This is a genomic window from Oleomonas cavernae (genome assembly GCF_003590945.1).
Lineage (GTDB): Bacteria > Pseudomonadota > Alphaproteobacteria > Zavarziniales > Zavarziniaceae > Zavarzinia > Zavarzinia cavernae.
The window spans coordinates 2,132,425-2,152,047 of sequence record NZ_QYUK01000011.1 but is presented as its reverse complement, the minus strand read 5'-3'; the positions used below and the strand labels follow the sequence as shown (position 1 = coordinate 2,152,047).

The following is a 19,623-nucleotide window of genomic DNA, read 5'->3' as shown; positions in this document are numbered from 1 at the left end:
GCCCCCGTCACCAAATGTTGCGTTTGCGGCGTCAACTCCCTATGTTCACTGTCCGCTTTAAATTCTACGGGAGTTGCCGCGTATGGCTCGCGTCACCGTTGAAGACTGTGTTTTGAAGGTTCCCAACCGGTTCGAGCTCGTTCTGCTCGCCGGTCATCGCGCTCGCGGCATCTCCGCCGGGGCGCCGCTGACCGTGGCGCGCGACAACGACAAGAACCCCGTCGTCGCCCTGCGCGAAATCGCCGACGAGACGATCCCGGTGAAGAACCTGCGCGATAATCTGGTCGGCTCGCTCCAGCATCATGTCGAGCGCGACGAGCCCGTCGAAGACGACATGCCTCGCCTGATGGCCGGGCATGAGGCCGGGCTCGATGGGATGAATTCCGAGGCGTATGCTGATTCGATGTCCGATCTGGCGGCGGAACTCGATGCGGCTCTCGGTGGCGAAGACGAAGGCGACGAAGAATAAGGCGGCCGCGCCTCTGACGCTGGGCCGCCGCGACCGCGCGCGGCCCGTTGCCCGCCGTGATCGGCGGGGCCTATCGCCCAAGGGTACCCGCCCGTGATCCGCCAATACGAACTGGTCGAGCGGGTCCGCGCCTACGACACCCACGCGGACGAAAACCTGCTCAATCGTGCCTATGTCTTCTCGATGAAGGCGCACGGCAGCCAGAAGCGTGCCTCGGGCGATCCCTACTTTTCCCATCCCCTCGAAGTCGCCGGCATCCTGACCGAGATGAAGCTGGACGGCGACACGATTGTCACCGCCCTGCTGCATGACACGCTCGAAGACACGATCGCCACCTACGAGGAGATCGAGAAGCTCTTCGGCTCCAAGATCGCCCAGCTCGTCGACGGCGTGACCAAGCTCTCGAAGCTGGAACGCCCGGCGTCGGAATCCGCGAGGCAAGCCGAGAATTTCCGCAAGCTGCTGGTGGCGATGTCGAACGACATTCGCGTCCTGCTGGTCAAGCTGGCCGACCGCCTGCACAACATGCGCACCCTGGGCTTCATCAAGGATCCCGAGAAGCGCAAGCGCATCGCCGTCGAGACGATGGAGATCTATGCGCCGCTGGCCGAGCGCATCGGCATGCAGGACATGAAGGAGGAGCTCGAGGACCTCGCCTTCGCCCAGATCAACCCGGATGCCCGTGAAGGCATCATCGCGCGCCTGGGCTTCCTGCGCTCCCAGGGCGGGCGGCTGATCCCCAAGGTTTCGGAGCAATTGCGCCGCACCCTGGTCGCCGCCGATATCGAATGCACGATCCTGGGGCGGGAAAAGCGGCCGTTCTCGATCTGGCGCAAGATGGAGAACAAGAACATCTCCTTCGAGCAGCTCTCCGACATCATGGCCTTCCGCATCGTCGTGGCCGATATCGGCGAATGCTACCGGGCGCTGGGCGTCATTCACGGCGCCTATCCGATGGTGCCGGGCCGCTTCAAGGATTACATCTCGACGCCCAAGCGTAACGGCTACCGCTCGCTGCATTCGACGGTGATCGGGCCCGAGCGGCAGAAGATCGAAGTCCAGATCCGCACCAGCGAAATGCAGGAGGTGGCGGAACTGGGCGTCGCCGCGCACTGGCGCTACAAGCAGGTGCCCGCCGGCGCCAACGGCGCGACCGTCCCGGCGCCGACCGACGGCATGCAGTACCGCTGGCTGCGCGAACTGCTCGAGATCCTGGAACACGCCTCGACACCGGAGGAGTTTCTCGAGCACACCAAGCTCGAAATGTTCCAGGACCAGGTGTTCAGCTTCACCCCCAAGGGCGACCTGATCGCCCTGCCGCGGGGGCGACGCCGCTCGACTTCGCCTATGCCGTCCATACCTCGGTCGGCCATACCTGCGTGGGCGCCAAGATCAACGGCCGGCTGCAGCCGCTGCGCACCGTGCTGCAGAACGGCGACCAGGTCGAGATCGTCCGCTCGAAGGCGCAGACGCCCAGCCCCGACTGGGAGCACCTGGTGGTCACCGGCCATGCCCGCTCGGCCATCCGGCGCTATCTGCGCGGCCAGCAGCGCGACCAATATCTGGCGCTGGGCAAGGAAATCGTCGCCAAGGCCTTCCAGCAGGGCGGCCACGAGGCGACCGAAAAGGCGCTCGAAGCCGTCATCAAGAATTTTCGCCAGAAGTCGATCGACGATCTCTATGTCGCGGTCGGCCAGGGCCTGGTCACCGGTCGTTCGGTGGTCGAGGCGGTGTTCCCGGGCGAGAAGCTGAAGGAGCAGGCCAAGGTCGTGCCCATCGGCCGGGCCAAGGCCAAGGCAGGTGCAGCCAAGGGCGTGCCGATCAAGGGCCTGATCCCGGGCATGGCGATCCACTATGCCGGCTGCTGCCACCCGCTGCCGGGCGACCGCATCGTCGGCATCGTCTCGACCGGGCGCGGCGTCACCGTGCATTCGATCGACTGCAAGATGCTGGAGCAGTACAACGACCAGCCCGAGCGCTGGCTGGATCTTGCCTGGTCGGACGATCAGGTGGACGGGCCCCATACCGGCCGCATTTCGGCGGTAGCCTCCAACGAACCCGGATCCCTGTCGACGGTGGCCAATGTCATCGCCAAGAACCACGGCAACGTGATCAACCTGAAATTCACCGACCGCACCACCGATTTCGTCGAGATGATGATCGACATCGAGGTGCGCGACCTGAAGCATTTGACCTCGATCGTCGCCGCCCTGCGGGCCAATCCGGCGGTCAGCTCGGTCGAGCGGGCGAGGGGTTAGTTTACTTAGCGACGAAGGCAGTGCGGCCCACCTCCCCCGACCCCTCCCCCCAAAGGGCGGAGGGGGATCAGAGCCCTCTCCTCCTGGGAGGAGAGGGTTGGGTGAGGAGGGAAACACCGGCATCAAGGGTTAGCGGAATGGACAAGGCACAGGTACTCGACGAGTTTCGCGCGGCGCAGGCGCTGCTCGAGGGCCATTTCATCCTCACCTCGGGCCTGCGCAGCCCGATGTACCTGCAATGCGCCCGTGTCCTGATGGATCCGGAGCGGGCCGAGCGGTTGTGCAACGCCCTGGCCGACAAGGTCCATGCCGCTGTTGGTAACGGCATCGATCTCGTGGTCTCGCCGGCCATGGGCGGTGTCGTGGTCGGCTACGAGATGGGACGGCAACTGGGCGTGCCGGCGATCTTCGTCGAACGGGTCGACGGCAAGTTCGCCCTGCGCCGCGGCTTTGACATTCCCGAGGGCGCTCGCGTGCTGATGGTCGAGGATGTGGTGACCACCGGTCTTTCATCCCGCGAATGTATCGCCGTGATCGAGGAATTGGGTGGCAAGGTCGTCGCCGGTGCTTCGCTGGTCGACCGTTCCGATGGCAAGGCCGATATCGGCGTGCCCCTGGTGGCGCTGGTGCGCCTTTCCGTCCCCGCCTATCCGGCGGATCAATTGCCGCCCGACCTGGCTGCGATCCGGCGATCAAGCCGGGCAGTCGCGGCCTGAAATAATCGCGAGGTTGCCCATGACCAAGGCCCTGCTGCCACTTCGTCTCGGCGTGAACATCGATCATGTCGCCACCATCCGCAACGCGCGCGGCGGCCGGCACCCCGATCCGGTGCGGGCGGCCCGCCTGGCGGCGGCGGCCGGGGCCGACGGCATCACCGCCCATCTGCGCGAAGACCGGCGCCATATTTCCGACGACGACATTTCGCGCCTGGCGCGCGAGATCGACCTGCCGCTGAACCTGGAAATGGCCGCGACCGACGAGATGCTGGCGATCGCGCTGGCCCATCATCCCCATGCCTGTTGCCTGGTGCCGGAAAAGCGCGAGGAGAAGACCACCGAGGGCGGCCTCGACGTCGCCGCCAGCCACCGGGTGCTGGCCCCGTTCATCCGTGCCCTCAGGGAAGCCAGGATCCGCGTCTCCCTGTTCGTCGACCCCGAGGAAGTACAGTTGGCGGTGGCCAAGGCCCTGGGCGCCGACATCGTCGAACTGCACACCGGCGCCTATTGCGAGGTCGAGGGGGCGGCCCGGGCCGGCGAACTGGCGCGCCTGGTCAAGGCGGCCGAGGTCGCCGAGCGCCTGGGCCTGGAATGCCACGCCGGCCACGGCCTGGCCTTCGACACGGTGAAGCCGGTGGCGGCGATCGCGACCATCGTCGAGCTCAACATCGGCCATTTCCTGGTCGGCGAGGCGATTTTCACCGGGCTCGATGCTTCGATCCGCCGCATGCGCGCCCTGATGGACGAGGCCCGGGGCGAGGCGGGGATCGCCGCGTGATCCTGGGCCTGGGTTCCGACCTGGTCGACATCCGGCGGATCGAGAAGACGCTGGCGCGGTTCGGCGAGCGCTTTATCGAGCGCATCTTCACCGAGACCGAACGGGGCAAGGCCGAACGCCGCCTGCGCACCCGTGTGGCCACCTATGCCAAGCGCTTCGCCGCCAAGGAAGCCTGCGCCAAGGCCCTGGGCACCGGCTTCAATCGCGGCGTGTTCTGGCGCGACCTAGGCGTCGTCAACCTGCCCGGCGGCAAGCCGACGCTGTTGCTGACCGGCGGTGCCCTGGACCGGCTGAAGGCCATTACCCCCAAGGGCATGCGGGCCGTGATCGACCTGACCATTACCGACGAGCCGCCGCTGGCCAGTGCCGTGGTCATCATTTCCGCCTTGCCCCTCGACGGCGGGCAGGGGTGAGTCCCGGGCCTGGCAACCGCCGGCCCAGTTGACATTGCACGGTCGCCTCGGCTTGATGCCCCGGCATTTCTGGAGATGGTGCGTGGCGAGTTTCGAGGAAGACGTGATGAAAAAGGCCGGCCGGTCCTCGTTCTGGGAGACGGTCCGTACCGTCATCTATGCGGTTTTGATTGCCATCGTGATCCGCACCACCTTGTTCGAGCCGTTCAATATCCCGTCGGAATCGATGCGGCCCACGCTCGAGGTCGGCGACTACCTGTTCGTCTCCAAATATTCCTACGGTTATTCCCGCTACTCGATCCCCCTGGGCCTGCCCCTGTTCGAAGGCCGGATCATCGAAAACGCGCCCGAGCGCGGCGATGTCGTCGTCTTCCGCAAGCCCAGCGAACCCAATGTCGACTACATCAAGCGCATCGTCGGCCTGCCGGGCGACAAGATCCAGGTCACGGGCGGCGTGCTCATCGTCAACGGCACCCCGGTGAAGCGCGAGCGCATCGAAGACTATATCGAGGCCTTCCCGGGCGGTGGCGTGCGCCGGATCGAGCAGTTCCGGGAGACGCTGCCCAGCGGCAAGACCTACATCACCTTCAACCTGACCGACGCCAACACGCTGGACAATACCGGCGTCTACGAGGTGCCGGCGGGCCATTATTTCGCCATGGGCGACAACCGCGACAACTCGATCGACAGCCGGGTCAATCCCAAGGAGAACGGCGTCGGCTTCATTCCGGCCGAAAACCTGATCGGCCGGGCCGAGGTGATCTTCTTCTCGACCGATGGCACGGCCGGCCTGTTCGAACCCTGGAAGTGGTTCGGCGCGATCCGCTACGGTCGCCTGCTGCAAGTGATCCGGTGAGCGCCAACGACCTTCTGAGCAGGGCGCTGGGCCATCAGTTTGCCGATCCCGTCCTGTTGCAACGGGCCTTGACCCACAAGAGCGCCGGCACCGAAAATTCGAACGAACGCCTCGAGTTCCTGGGCGACCGGGTGTTGGGCATGGTCGTCGCCGAAACCCTCTATGCCGCCCATCCCGGGTGGGACGAGGGGACGCTGGCGGTTCGCCTGAACGGCCTGGTCCGGCGCGAGACGCTGGCCCAGATCGCCGGCGACATCGACCTGGGCCGCCACCTTCGCCTGGCCAAGGGCGAGGAGGAGCAGGGCGGCCGGGCCAAGCCGGCCATCCTTGCCGACGCGATGGAAGCGGTGATCGCCGCCGTCTATCTCGACGGCGGGCTGGCCGCGGCCCGCGGTGTCGTCGGCCGATTGTGGGTGGATTACCTGGCCAATCGCCTGACCCCGCCCAAGGATGCCAAGACGGCCTTGCAGGAATGGGCGGTCGGCCGCGGCCTGGGCCAGCCCCGCTATGAACTGGTGACCCGGTCCGGCCCCGACCACGCCCCGATCTTTGCCGTCGCCGCCGTGCTGCCGGCGGGCGAGCGGGGCGAGGGCCGGGGACCGTCGAAGCGTGTCGCCGAACAGGAGGCGGCCCAGCGGCTGCTGGATGCCTTGAAGGGGGAGCCATGACCACCGAGCCGACCGAAAGCGCGCCTCTTGGCGGCCCTGCCGCGGGCGGCCCCACCAAGGCGGGCTTCGTCGCCATCGTCGGGCCGACCAATGTCGGCAAGTCGACCCTGACCAATCGCCTGGTGGGGGCCAAGGTCTCGATCGTCACCCAGAAGGTGCAGACGACGCGCACCCGCGTCACCGGCATCGCCACCCGCGGCGCTTCGCAGATCGTCTTCGTCGATACCCCGGCGTCTTCGCGCCGCGCCGCCGCCTGGACCGGGCGATGGTGGCGGCCGCCTGGTCGGGGGCGGCGGACGCCGACCTGGTGGTCATGGTGGTCGATGTCGAGCGCGGCATCGACGACGGCGTCGAGGCCTTGCTCAAGGGCCTGAAGGGGGCGGGCGCAAGGTCCTGCTGGCGCTCAACAAGATCGACCTGGTGAAACGCGAGACGTTGCTGGTGCTGGCCCAGGAGCTGAACACCCGCATGGATTTCGATGCGACCTTCATGATCTCGGCCCAGGGCGGCAGCGGCTGCGACGACCTGCTGGCGGCGATCGAGGCGCGCCTGCCCGAAGGGCCCTGGCTGTTCCCGGAAGATCAGCTCTCGGACCTGCCCGAGCGGATGCTGGCGGCCGAGATCACGCGCGAGAAGATCTACCTGCGCCTGCACGAGGAACTGCCCTATTCGATCCACGTCGAAACCGAATCCTGGAAAAGCCAGAAGGACGGTTCGGCCAAGATCGAGCAGGTGATCTATGTCGAGCGCGACGGCCAGAAGGCGATCGTCCTGGGCAAGGGCGGCCAGACGGTGAAGATCATCGGCAGCATGGCGCGCGAGGAGATGGAAAAGCTCTTCGGCCACCGCATCCACCTGTTCCTGTTCGTCAAGGTGCGCGCCAAATGGGCCGACGACCGCGAACGCTACAAGGCCATGGGCCTCGACTGGCAGGAGTGAGGGGCGGGCGTCGGCATGCCACCCCTCTTCACCATCGGCCATTCCAATCACGGCATCGAGACGTTCCTCGATCTCCTGATCCGCCAGGGTGTGACCGTCTTGGCCGACGTGCGCTCGCATCCGGTCTCGCGCTTTGCCCCGCACTTCTCGAAGGATCGCCTGCGGGCCAGCTTGGGCGCGGCGGGCATCGGTTACCTTTGGTTGGGCGAGGGCTTTGGCGCCCGGCCCAGGGACCCCGCCTGCTTTGAGGCGGGGATCGCCCGGCATGCCTTGATTGCTGCCCATCCGGCCTTTGCGGTGGCCAAGGCGGCGCTGGTCGGCGCGGCCGGGGCGGGGGCCACCGTGTGCCTGATGTGCGCCGAACGCGACCCGCTCGGGTGCCATCGCACCGCCCTGGTCAGCCGCCGCCTGCGCCCCGACTTTGCCGACATCCGCCATATCCATGGCGATGGCACGGTCGAGGACAACGCCGCCTTCGAGGCCCGGCTGGTGGCGCAGGATGATGCCGGCGGGATCGGCGACCTGTTCGCCGACAGCCCGATCGAAGCCGCCTATGACCGGCAATCGGCGACGATGGCGTGGCGCGGCCACCGATAAAATTTTGTCAGGCGATAAAACCTGTTGACGCGATGGGGCGAAGCTGACATTTATGTCAGTAACAAATGTCGCCGTGTCGCAAAATGGGCCTCACGGACAAACGATCAAGGGACGCGACCATGGCCAGCCTGACCACGATTACCCCGCGCAATATCCTGTTCAAGGTCGACGGCACCAAGGAATTGTGGTGCGCCGGGGATCCGGTCCGGACCGCGTTCTTCGACGGCATGTCGATCATGTTCCCGAGGGCGAGAAGTTCTTCATGGACGCCGTCCGCGACAATTCGGGCGAGATCACCGACCCCGTGATGAAGGCCGAGATCCAGGGCTTCACCACCCAGGAAGCGATCCACAGCCGCGAACACCTGCGCTACAACCGCATGGTGACCCAGCGCGCCGGGGCCGTGGTGACCCGCCTGGAAGAGGGCGTGAAAAACCGTATCGCCTTTGCCAACAAGATGCTGAGTCCCAAGCGCCGGCTGGCGGTGACCGTGGCGTTGGAACATTTCACGGCGATCCTGGCCGACTACCTGATGAAGAACCCCAAGACGCTCGAGGGTGCCGACCCGGAGATGGCGCGCCTGTGGCTGTGGCATGCGATCGAGGAGAACGAGCACAAGGCCGTGGCCTTCGACGTCTTCAAGTCGGTTGCCCCGGGCTTGCGCGGCTACCTGCTGCGCACCCGCACCATGCTGCTGGTCACCATGACCTTCAGCTTCTTCATGTTCCAGCACGTCGCCTTGATCCTGAAGGCCGACGGCCACAGCAATTTCCGCAACTGGATGCGGCTTATTGCCCTGTTCTGGGGGCTGCGCGGGGTCATCACGCGCACCGCGCTGCCCTGGTTCGACTTCTTCCGTCCCGGTTTCCATCCCTGGGACCATGACAATCGCGCCTTGCTGGAGACCCAGCGCGCCGTACTGCAGGCGGCCTGACGGCCAGCAGGCCTGCCGGCGGAGGAGGGAAGAGGGCGGTGCCGGTGGCACCGCCCTCTACCTTTTGTTAACCACTTGTCCCCGTGCTCTGCTATTAAGACAGGCATGTGGGGACAATCGTGATCGGCGCGATGGAAGCTTTGGCGTCGCAGTTTTGGGGTGTCGGACTGGTGGTGGTGGCGGTCGCCGCCTTGATCCTGTTCTGGGGGATCGCCCGCCGGCCCGATTTCATTCGCCTGCCGCGCAGCCGGCGCTTTCGCCGGGTGATCGCCCCGGGATTGAGCGTCGCCGTTGCGATCAACCGCCTGCGGCGGCTGGGGCGGCCCTATCAACTCTACCAGGTCGACGAGGCGCGCGGCGTCCTGGTGATCATGGACGGGCCGACCCTCGTTTCGCTGGGCAACTTCTATCCGCTCTATATCGATCCCACGGTCCAGGGCGTGCAGATCCAATGCTCGGTCGTGCCCAGGATCCCGATTCCCGGCCTGACCGGCGCCCGCCGCCTAGCCACGATCCAGCGCGCCGTCGCCCACGCCCTGGACGGCATCGCGGTCTGAACGGCTGCCCTACAGCTTGCGCAGGGCGACCGACTCGACCCGGTGATTCTCGCCCTTGCGCAGGATCAGGTCGGCGCGGAAGCGGGCCGTGCGGATGTTCTCGATCAGGTTGCGCTCGTTGATGCGGGTCCAGATCGACAGGGCGGTTTCCCGTGCCTCCTGGTCGGACAGGTTGGCATAGCGCTGGAAATAGGCGCCGGGGTTGCGGAACGCCGTCTGCCGGAAACTGAGGAAGCGCGCGACATACCATTCGCGGATCATCTCGGTCTCGGCGTCGACATAGATCGAATAGTCGAAGAAGTCCGAGGCGAAGATGACGTCGTCCAGGCCGGGCGCGGTATTCACCTGGAGCACGTTCAAGCCCTCGACGATCAGGATGTCGGGCTGGTCGATCTCCTGGAATTCGGTGGGCACGATATCGTAGGTGATATGGCTATAGACCGGTGCCTTGGCGCGGCGCTTGCCCGCCTTCACGTCGGCCAGGAAGCTGAGCAGGGTTCGCACGTCATAGCTTTCGGGAAAGCCCTTGCGTTCCATCAGGCCGCGTTCGGCCAGCACCCTGTTGGGGTGCAGGAAGCCGTCGGTCGAGATCAGCGAGACGTTGGGATGGCCCGGCCAGCGCGCCAGCAGCGAACGCAGGATACGGGCCGAGGTGCTCTTGCCCACGGAAACCGAGCCGGCCAGGCCGATGATATAGGGCACCTTGGCCTGCGCCGTGCCGAGGAACCGGAAGGTCGAGCGGTAAAGCTCGATGGTGGCGCTGACGTGCAGGTTGAGCAGGCGCGACAGCGGCAGGTAGATATCGGCCACTTCCTCGAGCGAGATCATCTCGTCGGCACCGCGCAGGCGGACCAGATCCTCCTGCGACAAGGTCAGCGGTGTATCTGCCCGCAGACCGCGCCATTCCTCTCGACCAAACAGCGTAAACCGCTGTTCGATCGAAGGCTTCAACTTGCCATCGGGCATGCCCAACCCTCGCGAACCCAGGAACCCTCACGCAATTCCGGGACGTCGATCGGCCTGAACTACCGCGGCGCGCCCTCGATTTTCGTCCTGATACCACGGGGGTAACCAGGGCAAAAGCCCGCAGCGCAAGATATTTGTCGCTTTGGCGTCATCGGCGTATCAACAAAATTGTCGATGTCGGCGGAACGCGGTCGGGCATCGATCATTTCTTATCCCAGACGGGCAAACGCGGCATGCCTGCCCCGGACCGTCGACGGAGATTTCACATGCACAAGCGTGGACTGCGCGTCGTGGGCGGCACCCTGGTGTCGCTGGCGTTGATCGGCTTTGCCCAGATCGCTTCGGCGCAGGAAGCCGGGGGCTCGCTGGGGGTGCGCGTGCAAGGCCCGCTGGGCCTGGGCGTCGACGTCGATGCCGACACCTATGCCTCCAGCCGGCAGCGCGGCGGTTATTATGTCCCCGATGCCTATCAGGATTATGACCGGTCGTACCAGGACGATGACCGGCCCTACGCCGGTCGCCCGCGTGAACGCCAGCCTCTGGTCGGCGGGATCGTCGACAGTGCCCTGGGCCTCGCCGGTGCCACGACGGGCGCCGCCCTGGACACGGCGGGCGTGGCCAGTCATGGCGCTCTGGGCCTGGCAGACGGCATCGTCGATTCGTTGCTGGGCTCGCGCTGATCGCGCCCTAGCGCTGCGGGTATTCGAGCTGGAGTGCCACGAAATTGCTGGTCGCCGCGCCATAGCGCGCGGCGATGGCTGCCAAGGCGGCGTCGATCGCGCTACCGGGCGTGCCGTGAAGGGCGAGGTGGTGGCGGTCGGGTTCGGTCTCCGCCGTGGTTTCGAGGACGAGACCCCGGCGGCTCCGCACACTTGCCGTTCCTTGGGTCGCAATGGCGCTCGAGCGGTAGGTGCGCGACCAGGCATCGGCGGTCAGCGCCAGCACAATCTCGTCGACGCCATCGGCGACCGGAACCCCCACCGTTTCATGATCCCAGACCGCCAGCCAGTTCCAGGCCGCCGTCCCCATCCGGCCGGCCGTCAGCGTAAACGCGGCGGTCTTGTGTGCCGGTGCCCAGGCGGCGACACCCAGTCGCCCGGCCGTGGCGGCTGCGGCGTCGTGGCCCGCGATCGCTTCGATCAGGGCCAATGATGCCGGGATGGAGGCGCTGACGCCGGTTGTCGTCATCACACCGGCTTCGGCGACATAACGGCGGTCACGGACCCAGGCCGTGCCCGGATAGGCCTGCGCGATCCCTTCCAGCGCATGCCAATGCGTGGTCGCGGCCTTGCCGTCGAGCAGCCCGGCCCCGGCCGCGACCCAGGCCCCCTCGCAGATGGCGACGATGGTGGCGCCCTTGTCGTGCTGGCCGCGCAGCCAGGCGCGCAGGATTTCGTTATCGGGATCGTGCAGCGCCGGCACGATGACGATGTCGGCCCCGGCCGGCTGGGCGGCGTCGAAGGCGGCCAGGGTCATGTCGGCGCGCGCCGTCAGGGCGGGCATCAGCGCGATCGGGCCGGCGCCGGTCGATAGCGCGACGACATCGGCCACGCCCGATTCCTTCAGCACGCCGTAGGGGACGATGAAATCGGTCGTCTCGGTGCCGGCATTGTCGGCCGCCACGGCCACCAGCGGGCGCGTCCGGCCGGCCTTGGGTGGCGGCAAGGCCAGCGACTGGGCGGGGCGCAAGGCGGCGGCCTGGGCGGCGGCCGTGGGCGGGTTCTGAGGCGACAGGACACCCGTGGCGGCCAGCCCGATCCCGGCCGCCGCGGCCGCGATCAATCCAACCCAGAACCGTCGCATGATCTGTCTCCGCCAAGCCGTGCGTCCGCCGGTGAAGATGGGTGCTGAATCTTTTGGCCGAAATGTCAAAGATCCCGCGTTTTCAGCCAAGCGTGACATTACTGATCGGCCGCCCGTGATCGCCTAGACTGGGACCGGCGCTGCGGTGGAGGCGGGTTTGGAGTGGCATGATGCGGGGGTGGTGCTGTCGTCGCGGCCCTTGGGCGAGCGTGATGCCGTCGTCACCCTGCTGACCCGCGATCACGGCCGCCACCCGGGCCTGGTGCGGGGCGGGGCAGGGCGGCGCATGACGCCGGTCCTCCAGGCAGGCAACGAGGTGCAGGTACAGTGGCGGGCGCGTCTGTCCGATCATCTGGGCAGCTTCACGCTGGAATTGCTGCGCCCGCGGGCGGCGGCGGTGCTCGATTCGGCGCGGCGGCTGGCCGCCTTGAGCGCCGTCTGCGCCCTGGTCGAACAGTGCCTGCCGGAACGCGAGCCCCATGCCAGGCTATTCGACGGCCTGGCCGTGGTCTTCGACGTGATCGAGGCCGATGGCCCCTGGGCGCCGCTGATGGTGCGCTTCGAGGTCGAACTGCTGGCCGAATTGGGCTTTGGCCTGGACCTGGCCAACTGCGCGGTGACCGGCTCGCCCGACGACCTCACCCATGTCTCGCCGCGCACCGGCCGGGCGGTCAGCGCCCGCGCGGCCGAGCCTTACGGCGACCGTTTGCTGCGCCTGCCCCGCTTCCTGCTGGGCGCCCAGGCAGGCAATGACTACCCTGCCGAGGTGGCCGACGGCTTCGCCCTGACCGGCCATTTCATCGAGCGCCACATCCTGGGGCCGCAGGGACGCAATCTGCCCCCGGCCAGGGCGCGGCTGTTGAACCTGCTGTTGGGGTGAATCACTTCGTCTGCTAGGTTCCGGCCATGACCGACATGACTTTCGATCCGGGCGAGATTCGCGACGTTTCGCTGTCCAGCGCCCTGGGCGAGCGCTATCTGGCCTACGCCCTTTCGACCATCATGGCCCGTTCGCTGCCCGACGTGCGCGACGGCCTGAAGCCCGTCCACCGGCGCCTGCTCTATGCCATGCGCCAGCTCAAGCTGGACCCCAAGTCGGGCTACAAGAAATCGGCCCGCGTGGTCGGCGACGTGATCGGCAAATACCATCCCCACGGCGACCAGTCGGTCTATGACGCGCTGGTGCGCCTGGCCCAGGATTTCGCCGTCCGCTATCCCCTGATCGACGGCCAGGGCAATTTTGGCAATGTCGACGGCGATAACCCGGCGGCCATGCGCTATACCGAGGCGCGCCTGACCCGCGTCGCCGAACTGTTGATGCAGGACATCGACGACGACACCGTCGATTTCCGCCCGACCTATGACGGCGAGGAGAAGGAGCCGGTGGTCATGCCGGGCGCCTTCCCGAACCTGCTGGCCAACGGCGCCCAGGGCATCGCGGTGGGCATGGCGACAGCGATCCCGCCGCACAACGTGGCCGAACTGTGCGCCGCGATCCAGTTGCTGATCGCCAGGCCCGAGGCTTCGATCGACGAGATCGTCGCCCTGGTGCCGGGGCCGGACTTTCCCACCGGGGGCATTCTGGTCGAATCCCCCTCTGCCATTCGCGAAGCCTACGCAACAGGTCGCGGTTCGTTCCGGGTTCGTGCCCGCTGGCACCAGGAAGACCAGGGCCGTGGTACCTGGAATGTCGTGGTCACCGAGATCCCCTACCAGGTGCCCAAATCGCGCCTGATCGAGAAGATCGCCGAACTGATCGAGCAGAAGAAGCTGCCCATGCTCGAAGACGTGCGCGACGAGTCGACCGACGACGTCCGCGTGGTGCTGGTGCCGCGCAGCCGCACGGTGGCGCCTGAAATGCTGATGGAAGGGCTGTTCAAGCTCTCGGACCTCGAGGTCCGCGCCCAGCTCAACCTCAACGTCATCGACAAGGGCCAGATGCCGCGGGTGATGAGCCTGAAGGAAGCCCTTCAGTGCTTCATCGACCACCGCATCGAGGTGGTGGTGCGACGGGCCAATTTCCGCCTCGCCGAGATCACCCACCGGCTGGAGATCCTGGGCGGCTACCTGATCGCCTATCTCAACCTCGACGAGGTGATCGCCATCATCCGCGAGGAGGAACAGCCCAAGCCCGCGCTGATGAAGCGCTTCGAGCTGAGCGACGTCCAGGCCGAGGCGATCCTCAACATGCGCCTGCGCTCCCTGCGCAAGCTCGAGGAATTCGAGATCCGCAAGGAATTCGACGGCCTGACCAAGGAGCGCGCGGCGCTGGAAAAACTGGTGGCCGAACCCGCCCTCCAGCGCAAGGCGGTGGCCAAGGCGGTCGGCGAAATCGGCAAGGAATTCGGCGAGGACACGCCGCTGGGCAAGCGCCGCACCAGCTTTGCCGAGGCGCCCCAGGCGATGGACCTGCCCTCGACCGCCTTCATCGAACGCGAGCCCATCACCGTGGTCTGCTCCTCCAAGGGCTGGATCCGGGCGCTGAAGGGCCATGTCGACAGCGACGCCGACGTGCGCTTCAAGGAAGGTGACCATGGCCGTTTCATGGTCAAGGCCGAGACCACCGACAAGCTGCTCGTCTTCGCCACCAACGGCCGCTTCTTCACACTGGGCGGCGACAAGCTGCCGGGCGGGCGCGGCCATGGCGAGCCGATCCGCCTGATGGTCGACCTCGCCAACGACCAGGATATCGTCGCCATCTTCGTCCACAAGCCGGGGCGCAAGCTGCTGCTGGCGGCCAGCGACGGCAAGGGTTTCATCGTGGCGGAAGACGAGGTCATCGCCCAGACCCGGGCCGGCAAGCAGGTGATGACCCCGGGCGAAGGCGCCGAGGCGATGATCTGCACCGTGGTCGAGGGCGACCATGTCGCCGTCGTGGGCGAGAACCGCAAGCTGCTGGTCTTCCCGCTGGCCGAGGTGCCGGAGCTGGCCCGCGGCCGCGGTGTCACCTTGCAGAAGTACAAGGACGGCGGCCTGGCCGACACCAAGGTGTTCACCTTGGCCGCGGGCCTGTCCTGGCCCTACGGCACCGGCACCAAGGTCGAGACCAACCTGGCCGACTGGATGGGCACGCGGGCCGGCGCCGGCCGCCTGGCACCGCGCGGTTTCCCCAAGGCTAACCGGTTCTCGTGAGGAGCCAGGCTCTTCGGCAGCGCTACTGCACCGCTATGTCCGCTTCTGCGACCGCGCCCCAGAAGGCATAGCGCAGGCGGTAGCGCCCGCCGGCGGTGAGGCTGTCGCCCGGCACTTCGATGCGGTCGCGTGCCACCAGGATTTCGCCCGGGCGCAGGGTCGATTCGGCGACGACCTGGGCGCAGATGGCCGGCTCCTTGGACAGCAGGACCTGGTTGGCGCGGTCGACGATTTCCCAGGCCACGACATCGCAGGCCGTCGGCACCGACAGCAGGGCGTCGAGGTTGCCGTCGTTGCTGAGCTTGGCCTCGATCGCCAGGGTCACGGTGCCGGGCACCTTGGGCAGCAGCGAGGGCGTGCGCAGCGACAGGTTGATCCCCGGCGGGGCGGAGCGCGGCCGCACCCGGCTCGGGGCGGGCGGGGCCGCGGCTGGCGGTGGGGGCGCCGTGGCGGCCAGGCGGTCCTCGACCGGGGCGGGGCTCGTCAGCGGGGCGGGGGCGGGGACCGCCGCCGCCGTGGCCGGTGCCGGCGACAGGGTGACCGGCTTGGGCGCGGGCCGGCGCGTGGGCATCACCGGCGGCTGCTGCGGGACGGCCGCTGCCGGTGTAATGCTGGCGGCCGGCGCGCCTGGTTCTTCCAGGGCACAGCCGGCCATGGCCAGGAGCAAGACCAATCCATAAAGAGGCGTGACGCGATCCATGGCGACAAGGGAACGTGCCGCCGGTTGCGGGTCAAGACCCATTGTGCAGCGCGGTTGCTCAGGTCGCCTGTCCAGCCTCGAAACCCGCGCGCTGGATGGCCTGGGCGACCAGATTGGCGTCGACGCCGTCGGCAAAGCTGACCTCGCCGGCCGCCAGATCAACCTTCGGGCCGGCATTGGGGGCGACGGTGCCCACCGCCCGCTCCACCGCCTTGGCGCAGCCGCCGCAGGTCATGCCGGTCACTTTCATCGTTTGCATCGCTCAGAACTCCGTTGCGCTCGCCCACGAAGATGGGGTTTCCCATCGTGGGAAGGTCAAGAGTGGAAATTTCCGCTTGACCTTCCCATCTTTGGAAGGTGTCCGCTGAGGCCATAGGTAATCGAGGCATGACATGACCACGGCGAGCATCACCCTGAAGATCGACGGCATGACCTGTGCTGCCTGCGTGTCGCGAATCGAGAAATCGCTGGCGGCTGTCCCCGGGGTTGCCCGGGCCGACGTCAACCTGGCGACGGAAACCGCCCGGGTGGAGGGCTCGAGCGACAAGACGGCCCTGGTCGCCGCGGTCGAGGCCACGGGTTATGGTGCCCGGGTGGTGGCGGATGCCTTCGACCCGGCCCTGGAGACCGGGGCCGGTGCCCCGCGCCTGGCCGAGGTCGCGGCCGCGGTGCTCCTGACCTTGCCGCTGGTCCTGCCGATGTTGCTGGCGCCGTTCGATCTCGGCCTGATGCTGCCCGGCTGGTGGCAACTGGCCCTGGCCAGCATCGTCCAACTGGGCCTGGGCTGGCGCTTCTATGTTCATGGCTACAGGGCCCTGCGCGCCGGGGCCGGCAACATGGACCTGCTGGTGGCGCTGGGCACCACCGCGGCCTATGGCTTGAGCCTTTACCTGCTGCTGACCCACGGCGACCATCACCTCTATTTCGAGGCCTCGGCCGCGGTCATCACCCTGGTCCTGCTGGGCAAGCACCTGGAGGCCCGGGCCAAGCGCGAGACGGGGGCGGCCCTGCGCGCCCTGGCCGCCCTGCGGCCGGACCGCGCGCTCCGCCTCGATGCTGCCGGCAACGAGGTCGAGGTCGCGGCCGACGAGTTGCGGCCGGGCGATCTGGTGGTCGTGCGTGCGGGCGCGCGCCTGCCGGCCGATGGCACGGTGCAAGCGGGGGCGAGCGCCGTCGACGAGGCCCTGCTGACCGGGGAGAGCCTGCCGGTGCCCAAGCACCCCGGCGACACGGTCGTGGGCGGCGCGGTGAACGGCGAGGGGCGACTGGTGGTGCGGGTCGGCGCGATCGGCGAGCAGGCCTTCCTGGGCAGCGTCATGCGCATGGTGGCCGCGGCACAGGGGGCCAAGCCGCCGATCCAGCGCCTGGTCGACCGGATCTCCGCGATCTTCGTGCCCGTGGTGGTGGTCATCGCCCTGGCTGCCATGCTGGCCTGGCTCGTCGCCGGTGCCTCTGCCGAGGACGCCATCATCCACGGCGTGGCGGTGCTGGTGATCGCCTGCCCCTGCGCCCTGGGCCTGGCGACGCCGGCCGCCTTGATGGTCGGCACTGGCCTGGCCGCGCGCAACGGCATCCTGATCCGCGACCCGGCGGCCCTGGAGGCGGCGCGGCAGGTCGATGTGGTGGTGTTCGACAAGACCGGCACCCTGACCCAGGGCAAGCCGCGCCTGGTGGCGGTCGAAGCCGCGGACGAGGCGCATGCGCTGGCCATCGCCGCCGCCTTGCAGGCCAGCAGCAGCCATCCGCTGGCCCGGGCCCTGATCGAGGCCGCCGAGGCGCGCAACCTCAAGATCCCCAAGGTTGCGGAAGGGCGCGACCTGTCGGGGCGCGGCGTCACCGGCACGGTCGAAGGCGCCGACTATCTGCTGGGCAGCGAGCGCGCCGCCCTGGAGGCGGGCATTCCTGCCGCCGCGCCGCTGCGGCCCGGCGCCAGCGAGAGCGTCCTGGTCCGGCGCGATGCCGCGGGTGCCGTCATGCTGGCGCGCTTCGCCTTCGAGGATGCGCTCCGGCCCGGCAGCGCCGCGGCCATCGCCGAGTTGCATCGGCGCGGCATCGCCACGGCCCTGATCTCGGGCGACCGGCGGGCGGCGGCGCAGGCCATCGCCGGCCGCCTGGGGATCGAACAGGTCGAGGCCGAAGTTTTGCCGGGCGACAAGGCGGCGGCGATCGACCGCTTGCGCGCCGACGGCAAGGTGGTGGCCATGGTCGGCGACGGCCTGAACGATGCCCCGGCCCTGGCCGCGGCCGATCTCGGCATCGCCATGGCGGGCGGTGTCGACGTGGCGATGGCAACCGCCGGCATTACCCTGATGCGGCCCGACCCCCTGCTGGTGCCGGCGGCGCTCGACCTGGCCGCGGCGGTGGCGGCCAAGATCCGCTCCAACCTGTTCTGGGCCTTTGCCTATAATGTCGTCGGCATCCCGCTGGCCGCCCTGGGCCTGCTCTCGCCCATCGTCGCCGGCGTCGCCATGGCGGCCTCCAGTGTCAGCGTGCTGGGCAATGCCCTGCTGCTGCGCCGCTGGCGCGCCCATCTCACGGAGGTTGCCCCATGAATATCGGCCAGGCGGCCGACGCCTCGGGCGTTTCGGCCAAGATGATCCGCCACTATGAGTCGATCGGGCTGCTGGCCGCGGCGCCGCGCAGCGATGCCGGCTATCGCCGCTATCAGCCGCGCGATGTCGAAAGCCTGCGCTTCATTCGCCGGGCCGCGACTTGGGCTTTTCGCTCGAGGCGATCGGCGGCCTGCTGGACCTGTGGCGCGACCGGGGCCGGGCCTCGGCCGAGGTGAAGCAAATGGCCCTCGACCATGTCGCGGCGCTGGAGCGCAAGATCGCGGAACTCCAGGCCATGAGCCGGACGCTGAGCCACCTGGCCGAGGCCTGCCACGGCGACGACCGGCCCGATTGCCCGATCCTGGACGATCTGGCGGGGCAGGGGCCGGGCGGGAATTGCGGCAAACAGTGACGGGCGCCACTTGCCCCGACCCCTGTTTCGCCCAATGCTGAAGCGGCCTTTGGGGGAGGAAGACAATGGCCGCGACGATGCCCGGCAAAAGCTGGGAATACATGATGTTCGTCACCAAGGTCGAATCGAGCGGGATCATCAACCCGGTCGGCCTGGCCCTGGCCAAATGGAAGGGCTGGCGGGGTGCCAACGACGACAGCGGCCGCGATGCCGGCCTTGCCCTGCTCCTGTCGATTTTCTGGGAAGAGTCGCTGTTCAACAATATTCCCCAGACGGGCGCCGGCTCTGCCGTGGGCTTCGGCCAGGTGGAACCGGCCGAGATGTACAAGTTCGACGCCGCTAACGTGAACAGCCCGGATCCCTCCCTGCGTGAAGCGGTGAAGTCGGCCGAGACCCACAACTATCTCGTCTACCACCTGCCCAAGCGGACGAAGGTCGGCAGTCAGACCCGGCTGGCCGCCCCGCTTGGCGACATCACGGCGGCCACGGTCTCCGCGGCCACGCTGCGCCATGTCTACGAGAGCAAGAGCCGGAACATCCAGACCGCGCTCGACGCCTATGCCGGCGTCGGCTTCAAGGGGCAGACGCCCAAGCACCTGGCGACCGACAAGGACCGCCGGGCGATCATCGAGGACTGGCTGGCCTGCGCCAAGGATCTGTTCGAGAAGGGCCTGGTGGTCGACAAGCCCGCCGCCGATCCGGTGCTCGACGCCCTGAACAAGTCGCGGCCCTTTTCGGACATCCGCGCCGCGGTGAAACCCATCCTGTTCCCGGGGCAATAGGGGCTGGGACGGCTGTGGTTGCGTCCTTCGAGACGCCACCTTCGGTGGCTCCTCAGGATGAGGAGAATCTTTATGCCATTAAGATTTTCCT

General features: G+C 67.6%; 22 protein-coding genes and 2 pseudogenes. 20 read left to right on the top strand and 4 right to left on the bottom strand.

Annotated features, from left to right (window positions below; genetic code table 11):
* Window positions 1-82 precede the first annotated feature (82 nt).
* From rpoZ to D3874_RS14085, 13 genes and pseudogenes are all read left to right on the top strand, one after another.
* Window positions 83-469, top strand: coding sequence for a DNA-directed RNA polymerase subunit omega (rpoZ, locus tag D3874_RS14130; protein WP_119778654.1), 387 nt, complete (start codon window positions 83-85; stop codon window positions 467-469).
* Between the two features lie 183 nt (window positions 470-652).
* Window positions 653-1,537 (top strand): annotated as a pseudogene (locus tag D3874_RS32445) (RelA/SpoT family protein); the annotation flags it as partial.
* A gap of 44 nt (window positions 1,538-1,581) precedes the next feature.
* Window positions 1,582-2,727 carry a RelA/SpoT AH/RIS domain-containing protein gene (locus D3874_RS32440; protein ID WP_456306447.1) on the top strand — a complete coding sequence of 382 codons (1,146 nt, stop codon included), beginning with the start codon at window positions 1,582-1,584 and terminating at the stop codon, window positions 2,725-2,727.
* Window positions 2,728-2,864: 137 nt separating this feature from the next.
* Window positions 2,865-3,443, top strand: a complete 579-nt coding sequence (gene pyrE / locus D3874_RS14120) for an orotate phosphoribosyltransferase (RefSeq protein ID WP_119778653.1) — start codon at window positions 2,865-2,867, stop codon at window positions 3,441-3,443.
* Between the two features lie 19 nt (window positions 3,444-3,462).
* Entirely contained in the window at window positions 3,463-4,221 is a 759-nt protein-coding gene (locus D3874_RS14115; protein WP_119778652.1) for a pyridoxine 5'-phosphate synthase, read from the top strand.
* Complete coding sequence (acpS, locus tag D3874_RS14110) at window positions 4,218-4,634, top strand: holo-ACP synthase (protein ID WP_119778651.1); 417 nt, start codon at window positions 4,218-4,220, stop codon at window positions 4,632-4,634. Before D3874_RS14115 ends, acpS begins: the two co-directional genes overlap by 4 nt.
* Before the next feature lie 82 nt (window positions 4,635-4,716).
* Window positions 4,717-5,490 (top strand): signal peptidase I, encoded by a 774-nt coding sequence (gene lepB / locus D3874_RS30365; RefSeq protein WP_456306412.1) that lies wholly within the window; start codon window positions 4,717-4,719, stop codon window positions 5,488-5,490.
* Window positions 5,487-6,158, top strand: a complete 672-nt coding sequence (rnc, locus tag D3874_RS30360; RefSeq protein ID WP_233559944.1) for a ribonuclease III — start codon at window positions 5,487-5,489, stop codon at window positions 6,156-6,158. Before lepB ends, rnc begins: the two co-directional genes overlap by 4 nt.
* Window positions 6,155-7,097: pseudogene (gene era, locus D3874_RS30355) on the top strand (GTPase Era). The gene rnc and the pseudogene era overlap by 4 nt, the downstream one beginning before the upstream one ends.
* 15 nt (window positions 7,098-7,112) lie before the next feature.
* Window positions 7,113-7,694 (top strand): DUF488 domain-containing protein, encoded by a 582-nt coding sequence (locus tag D3874_RS14095; protein ID WP_119778650.1) that lies wholly within the window; start codon window positions 7,113-7,115, stop codon window positions 7,692-7,694.
* A gap of 119 nt (window positions 7,695-7,813) precedes the next feature.
* Window positions 7,814-8,002, top strand: coding sequence for a hypothetical protein (locus tag D3874_RS28565; protein WP_158596027.1), 189 nt, complete (start codon window positions 7,814-7,816; stop codon window positions 8,000-8,002).
* On the top strand, window positions 7,957-8,628 hold the full coding sequence (locus D3874_RS14090) for a metal-dependent hydrolase (RefSeq protein WP_158596025.1): 672 nt from the start codon (window positions 7,957-7,959) through the stop codon (window positions 8,626-8,628). Before D3874_RS28565 ends, D3874_RS14090 begins: the two co-directional genes overlap by 46 nt.
* 119 nt (window positions 8,629-8,747) lie before the next feature.
* Entirely contained in the window at window positions 8,748-9,185 is a 438-nt protein-coding gene (locus tag D3874_RS14085) for a hypothetical protein (protein ID WP_119778648.1), read from the top strand.
* Between the two features lie 9 nt (window positions 9,186-9,194).
* On the opposite strand, the gene coaA is transcribed toward D3874_RS14085, so the two are convergent.
* Window positions 9,195-10,151 (bottom strand): type I pantothenate kinase, encoded by a 957-nt coding sequence (gene coaA / locus D3874_RS14080; RefSeq protein WP_119778647.1) that lies wholly within the window; start codon window positions 10,149-10,151, stop codon window positions 9,195-9,197.
* 266 nt (window positions 10,152-10,417) lie between these two features.
* Between coaA and D3874_RS14075 the strand changes: the two genes are divergently transcribed.
* Window positions 10,418-10,831 carry a hypothetical protein gene (locus D3874_RS14075; RefSeq protein WP_119778646.1) on the top strand — a complete coding sequence of 138 codons (414 nt, stop codon included), beginning with the start codon at window positions 10,418-10,420 and terminating at the stop codon, window positions 10,829-10,831.
* Window positions 10,832-10,838: 7 nt separating this feature from the next.
* On the opposite strand, the gene D3874_RS14070 is transcribed toward D3874_RS14075, so the two are convergent.
* On the bottom strand, window positions 10,839-11,954 hold the full coding sequence (locus D3874_RS14070) for a DJ-1/PfpI family protein (protein WP_119778645.1): 1,116 nt from the start codon (window positions 11,952-11,954) through the stop codon (window positions 10,839-10,841).
* A 157-nt stretch (window positions 11,955-12,111) separates the two neighbouring features.
* Here D3874_RS14070 and recO point away from each other — a divergent pair, with 157 nt between their 5' ends.
* Window positions 12,112-12,834: a DNA repair protein RecO gene (gene recO, locus D3874_RS14065; protein ID WP_119778644.1), complete on the top strand. Its 723-nt coding sequence runs from the start codon at window positions 12,112-12,114 to the stop codon at window positions 12,832-12,834.
* Window positions 12,835-12,869: 35 nt separating this feature from the next.
* Complete coding sequence (parC, locus tag D3874_RS14060; protein WP_456306446.1) at window positions 12,870-15,086, top strand: DNA topoisomerase IV subunit A; 2,217 nt, start codon at window positions 12,870-12,872, stop codon at window positions 15,084-15,086.
* 22 nt (window positions 15,087-15,108) lie between these two features.
* Here parC and D3874_RS14055 read toward each other — a convergent pair whose 3' ends face one another.
* A complete protein-coding gene (locus D3874_RS14055) occupies window positions 15,109-15,753 on the bottom strand; it encodes a hypothetical protein (protein ID WP_147385667.1) in 645 nt (214 codons plus the stop codon).
* Window positions 15,754-15,844: 91 nt separating this feature from the next.
* Window positions 15,845-16,045 (bottom strand): heavy-metal-associated domain-containing protein, encoded by a 201-nt coding sequence (locus D3874_RS14050; RefSeq protein ID WP_119778641.1) that lies wholly within the window; start codon window positions 16,043-16,045, stop codon window positions 15,845-15,847.
* 133 nt (window positions 16,046-16,178) lie between these two features.
* Between D3874_RS14050 and D3874_RS14045 the strand changes: the two genes are divergently transcribed.
* The 4 genes from D3874_RS14045 (at window position 16,179) to D3874_RS14035 (ending at window position 19,532) form a co-directional block, all read left to right on the top strand.
* A complete protein-coding gene (locus tag D3874_RS14045; protein ID WP_119778640.1) occupies window positions 16,179-18,338 on the top strand; it encodes a heavy metal translocating P-type ATPase in 2,160 nt (719 codons plus the stop codon).
* Window positions 18,335-18,574 carry a MerR family DNA-binding transcriptional regulator gene (locus tag D3874_RS32435; RefSeq protein ID WP_338016723.1) on the top strand — a complete coding sequence of 80 codons (240 nt, stop codon included), beginning with the start codon at window positions 18,335-18,337 and terminating at the stop codon, window positions 18,572-18,574. Before D3874_RS14045 ends, D3874_RS32435 begins: the two co-directional genes overlap by 4 nt.
* Window positions 18,499-18,750 carry a MerR family DNA-binding protein gene (locus D3874_RS32430; RefSeq protein ID WP_338016722.1) on the top strand — a complete coding sequence of 84 codons (252 nt, stop codon included), beginning with the start codon at window positions 18,499-18,501 and terminating at the stop codon, window positions 18,748-18,750. The genes D3874_RS32435 and D3874_RS32430 overlap by 76 nt, the downstream gene beginning before the upstream one ends.
* A gap of 65 nt (window positions 18,751-18,815) precedes the next feature.
* Window positions 18,816-19,532 carry a hypothetical protein gene (locus D3874_RS14035; RefSeq protein ID WP_119778639.1) on the top strand — a complete coding sequence of 239 codons (717 nt, stop codon included), beginning with the start codon at window positions 18,816-18,818 and terminating at the stop codon, window positions 19,530-19,532.
* Window positions 19,533-19,623 lie beyond the last annotated feature (91 nt).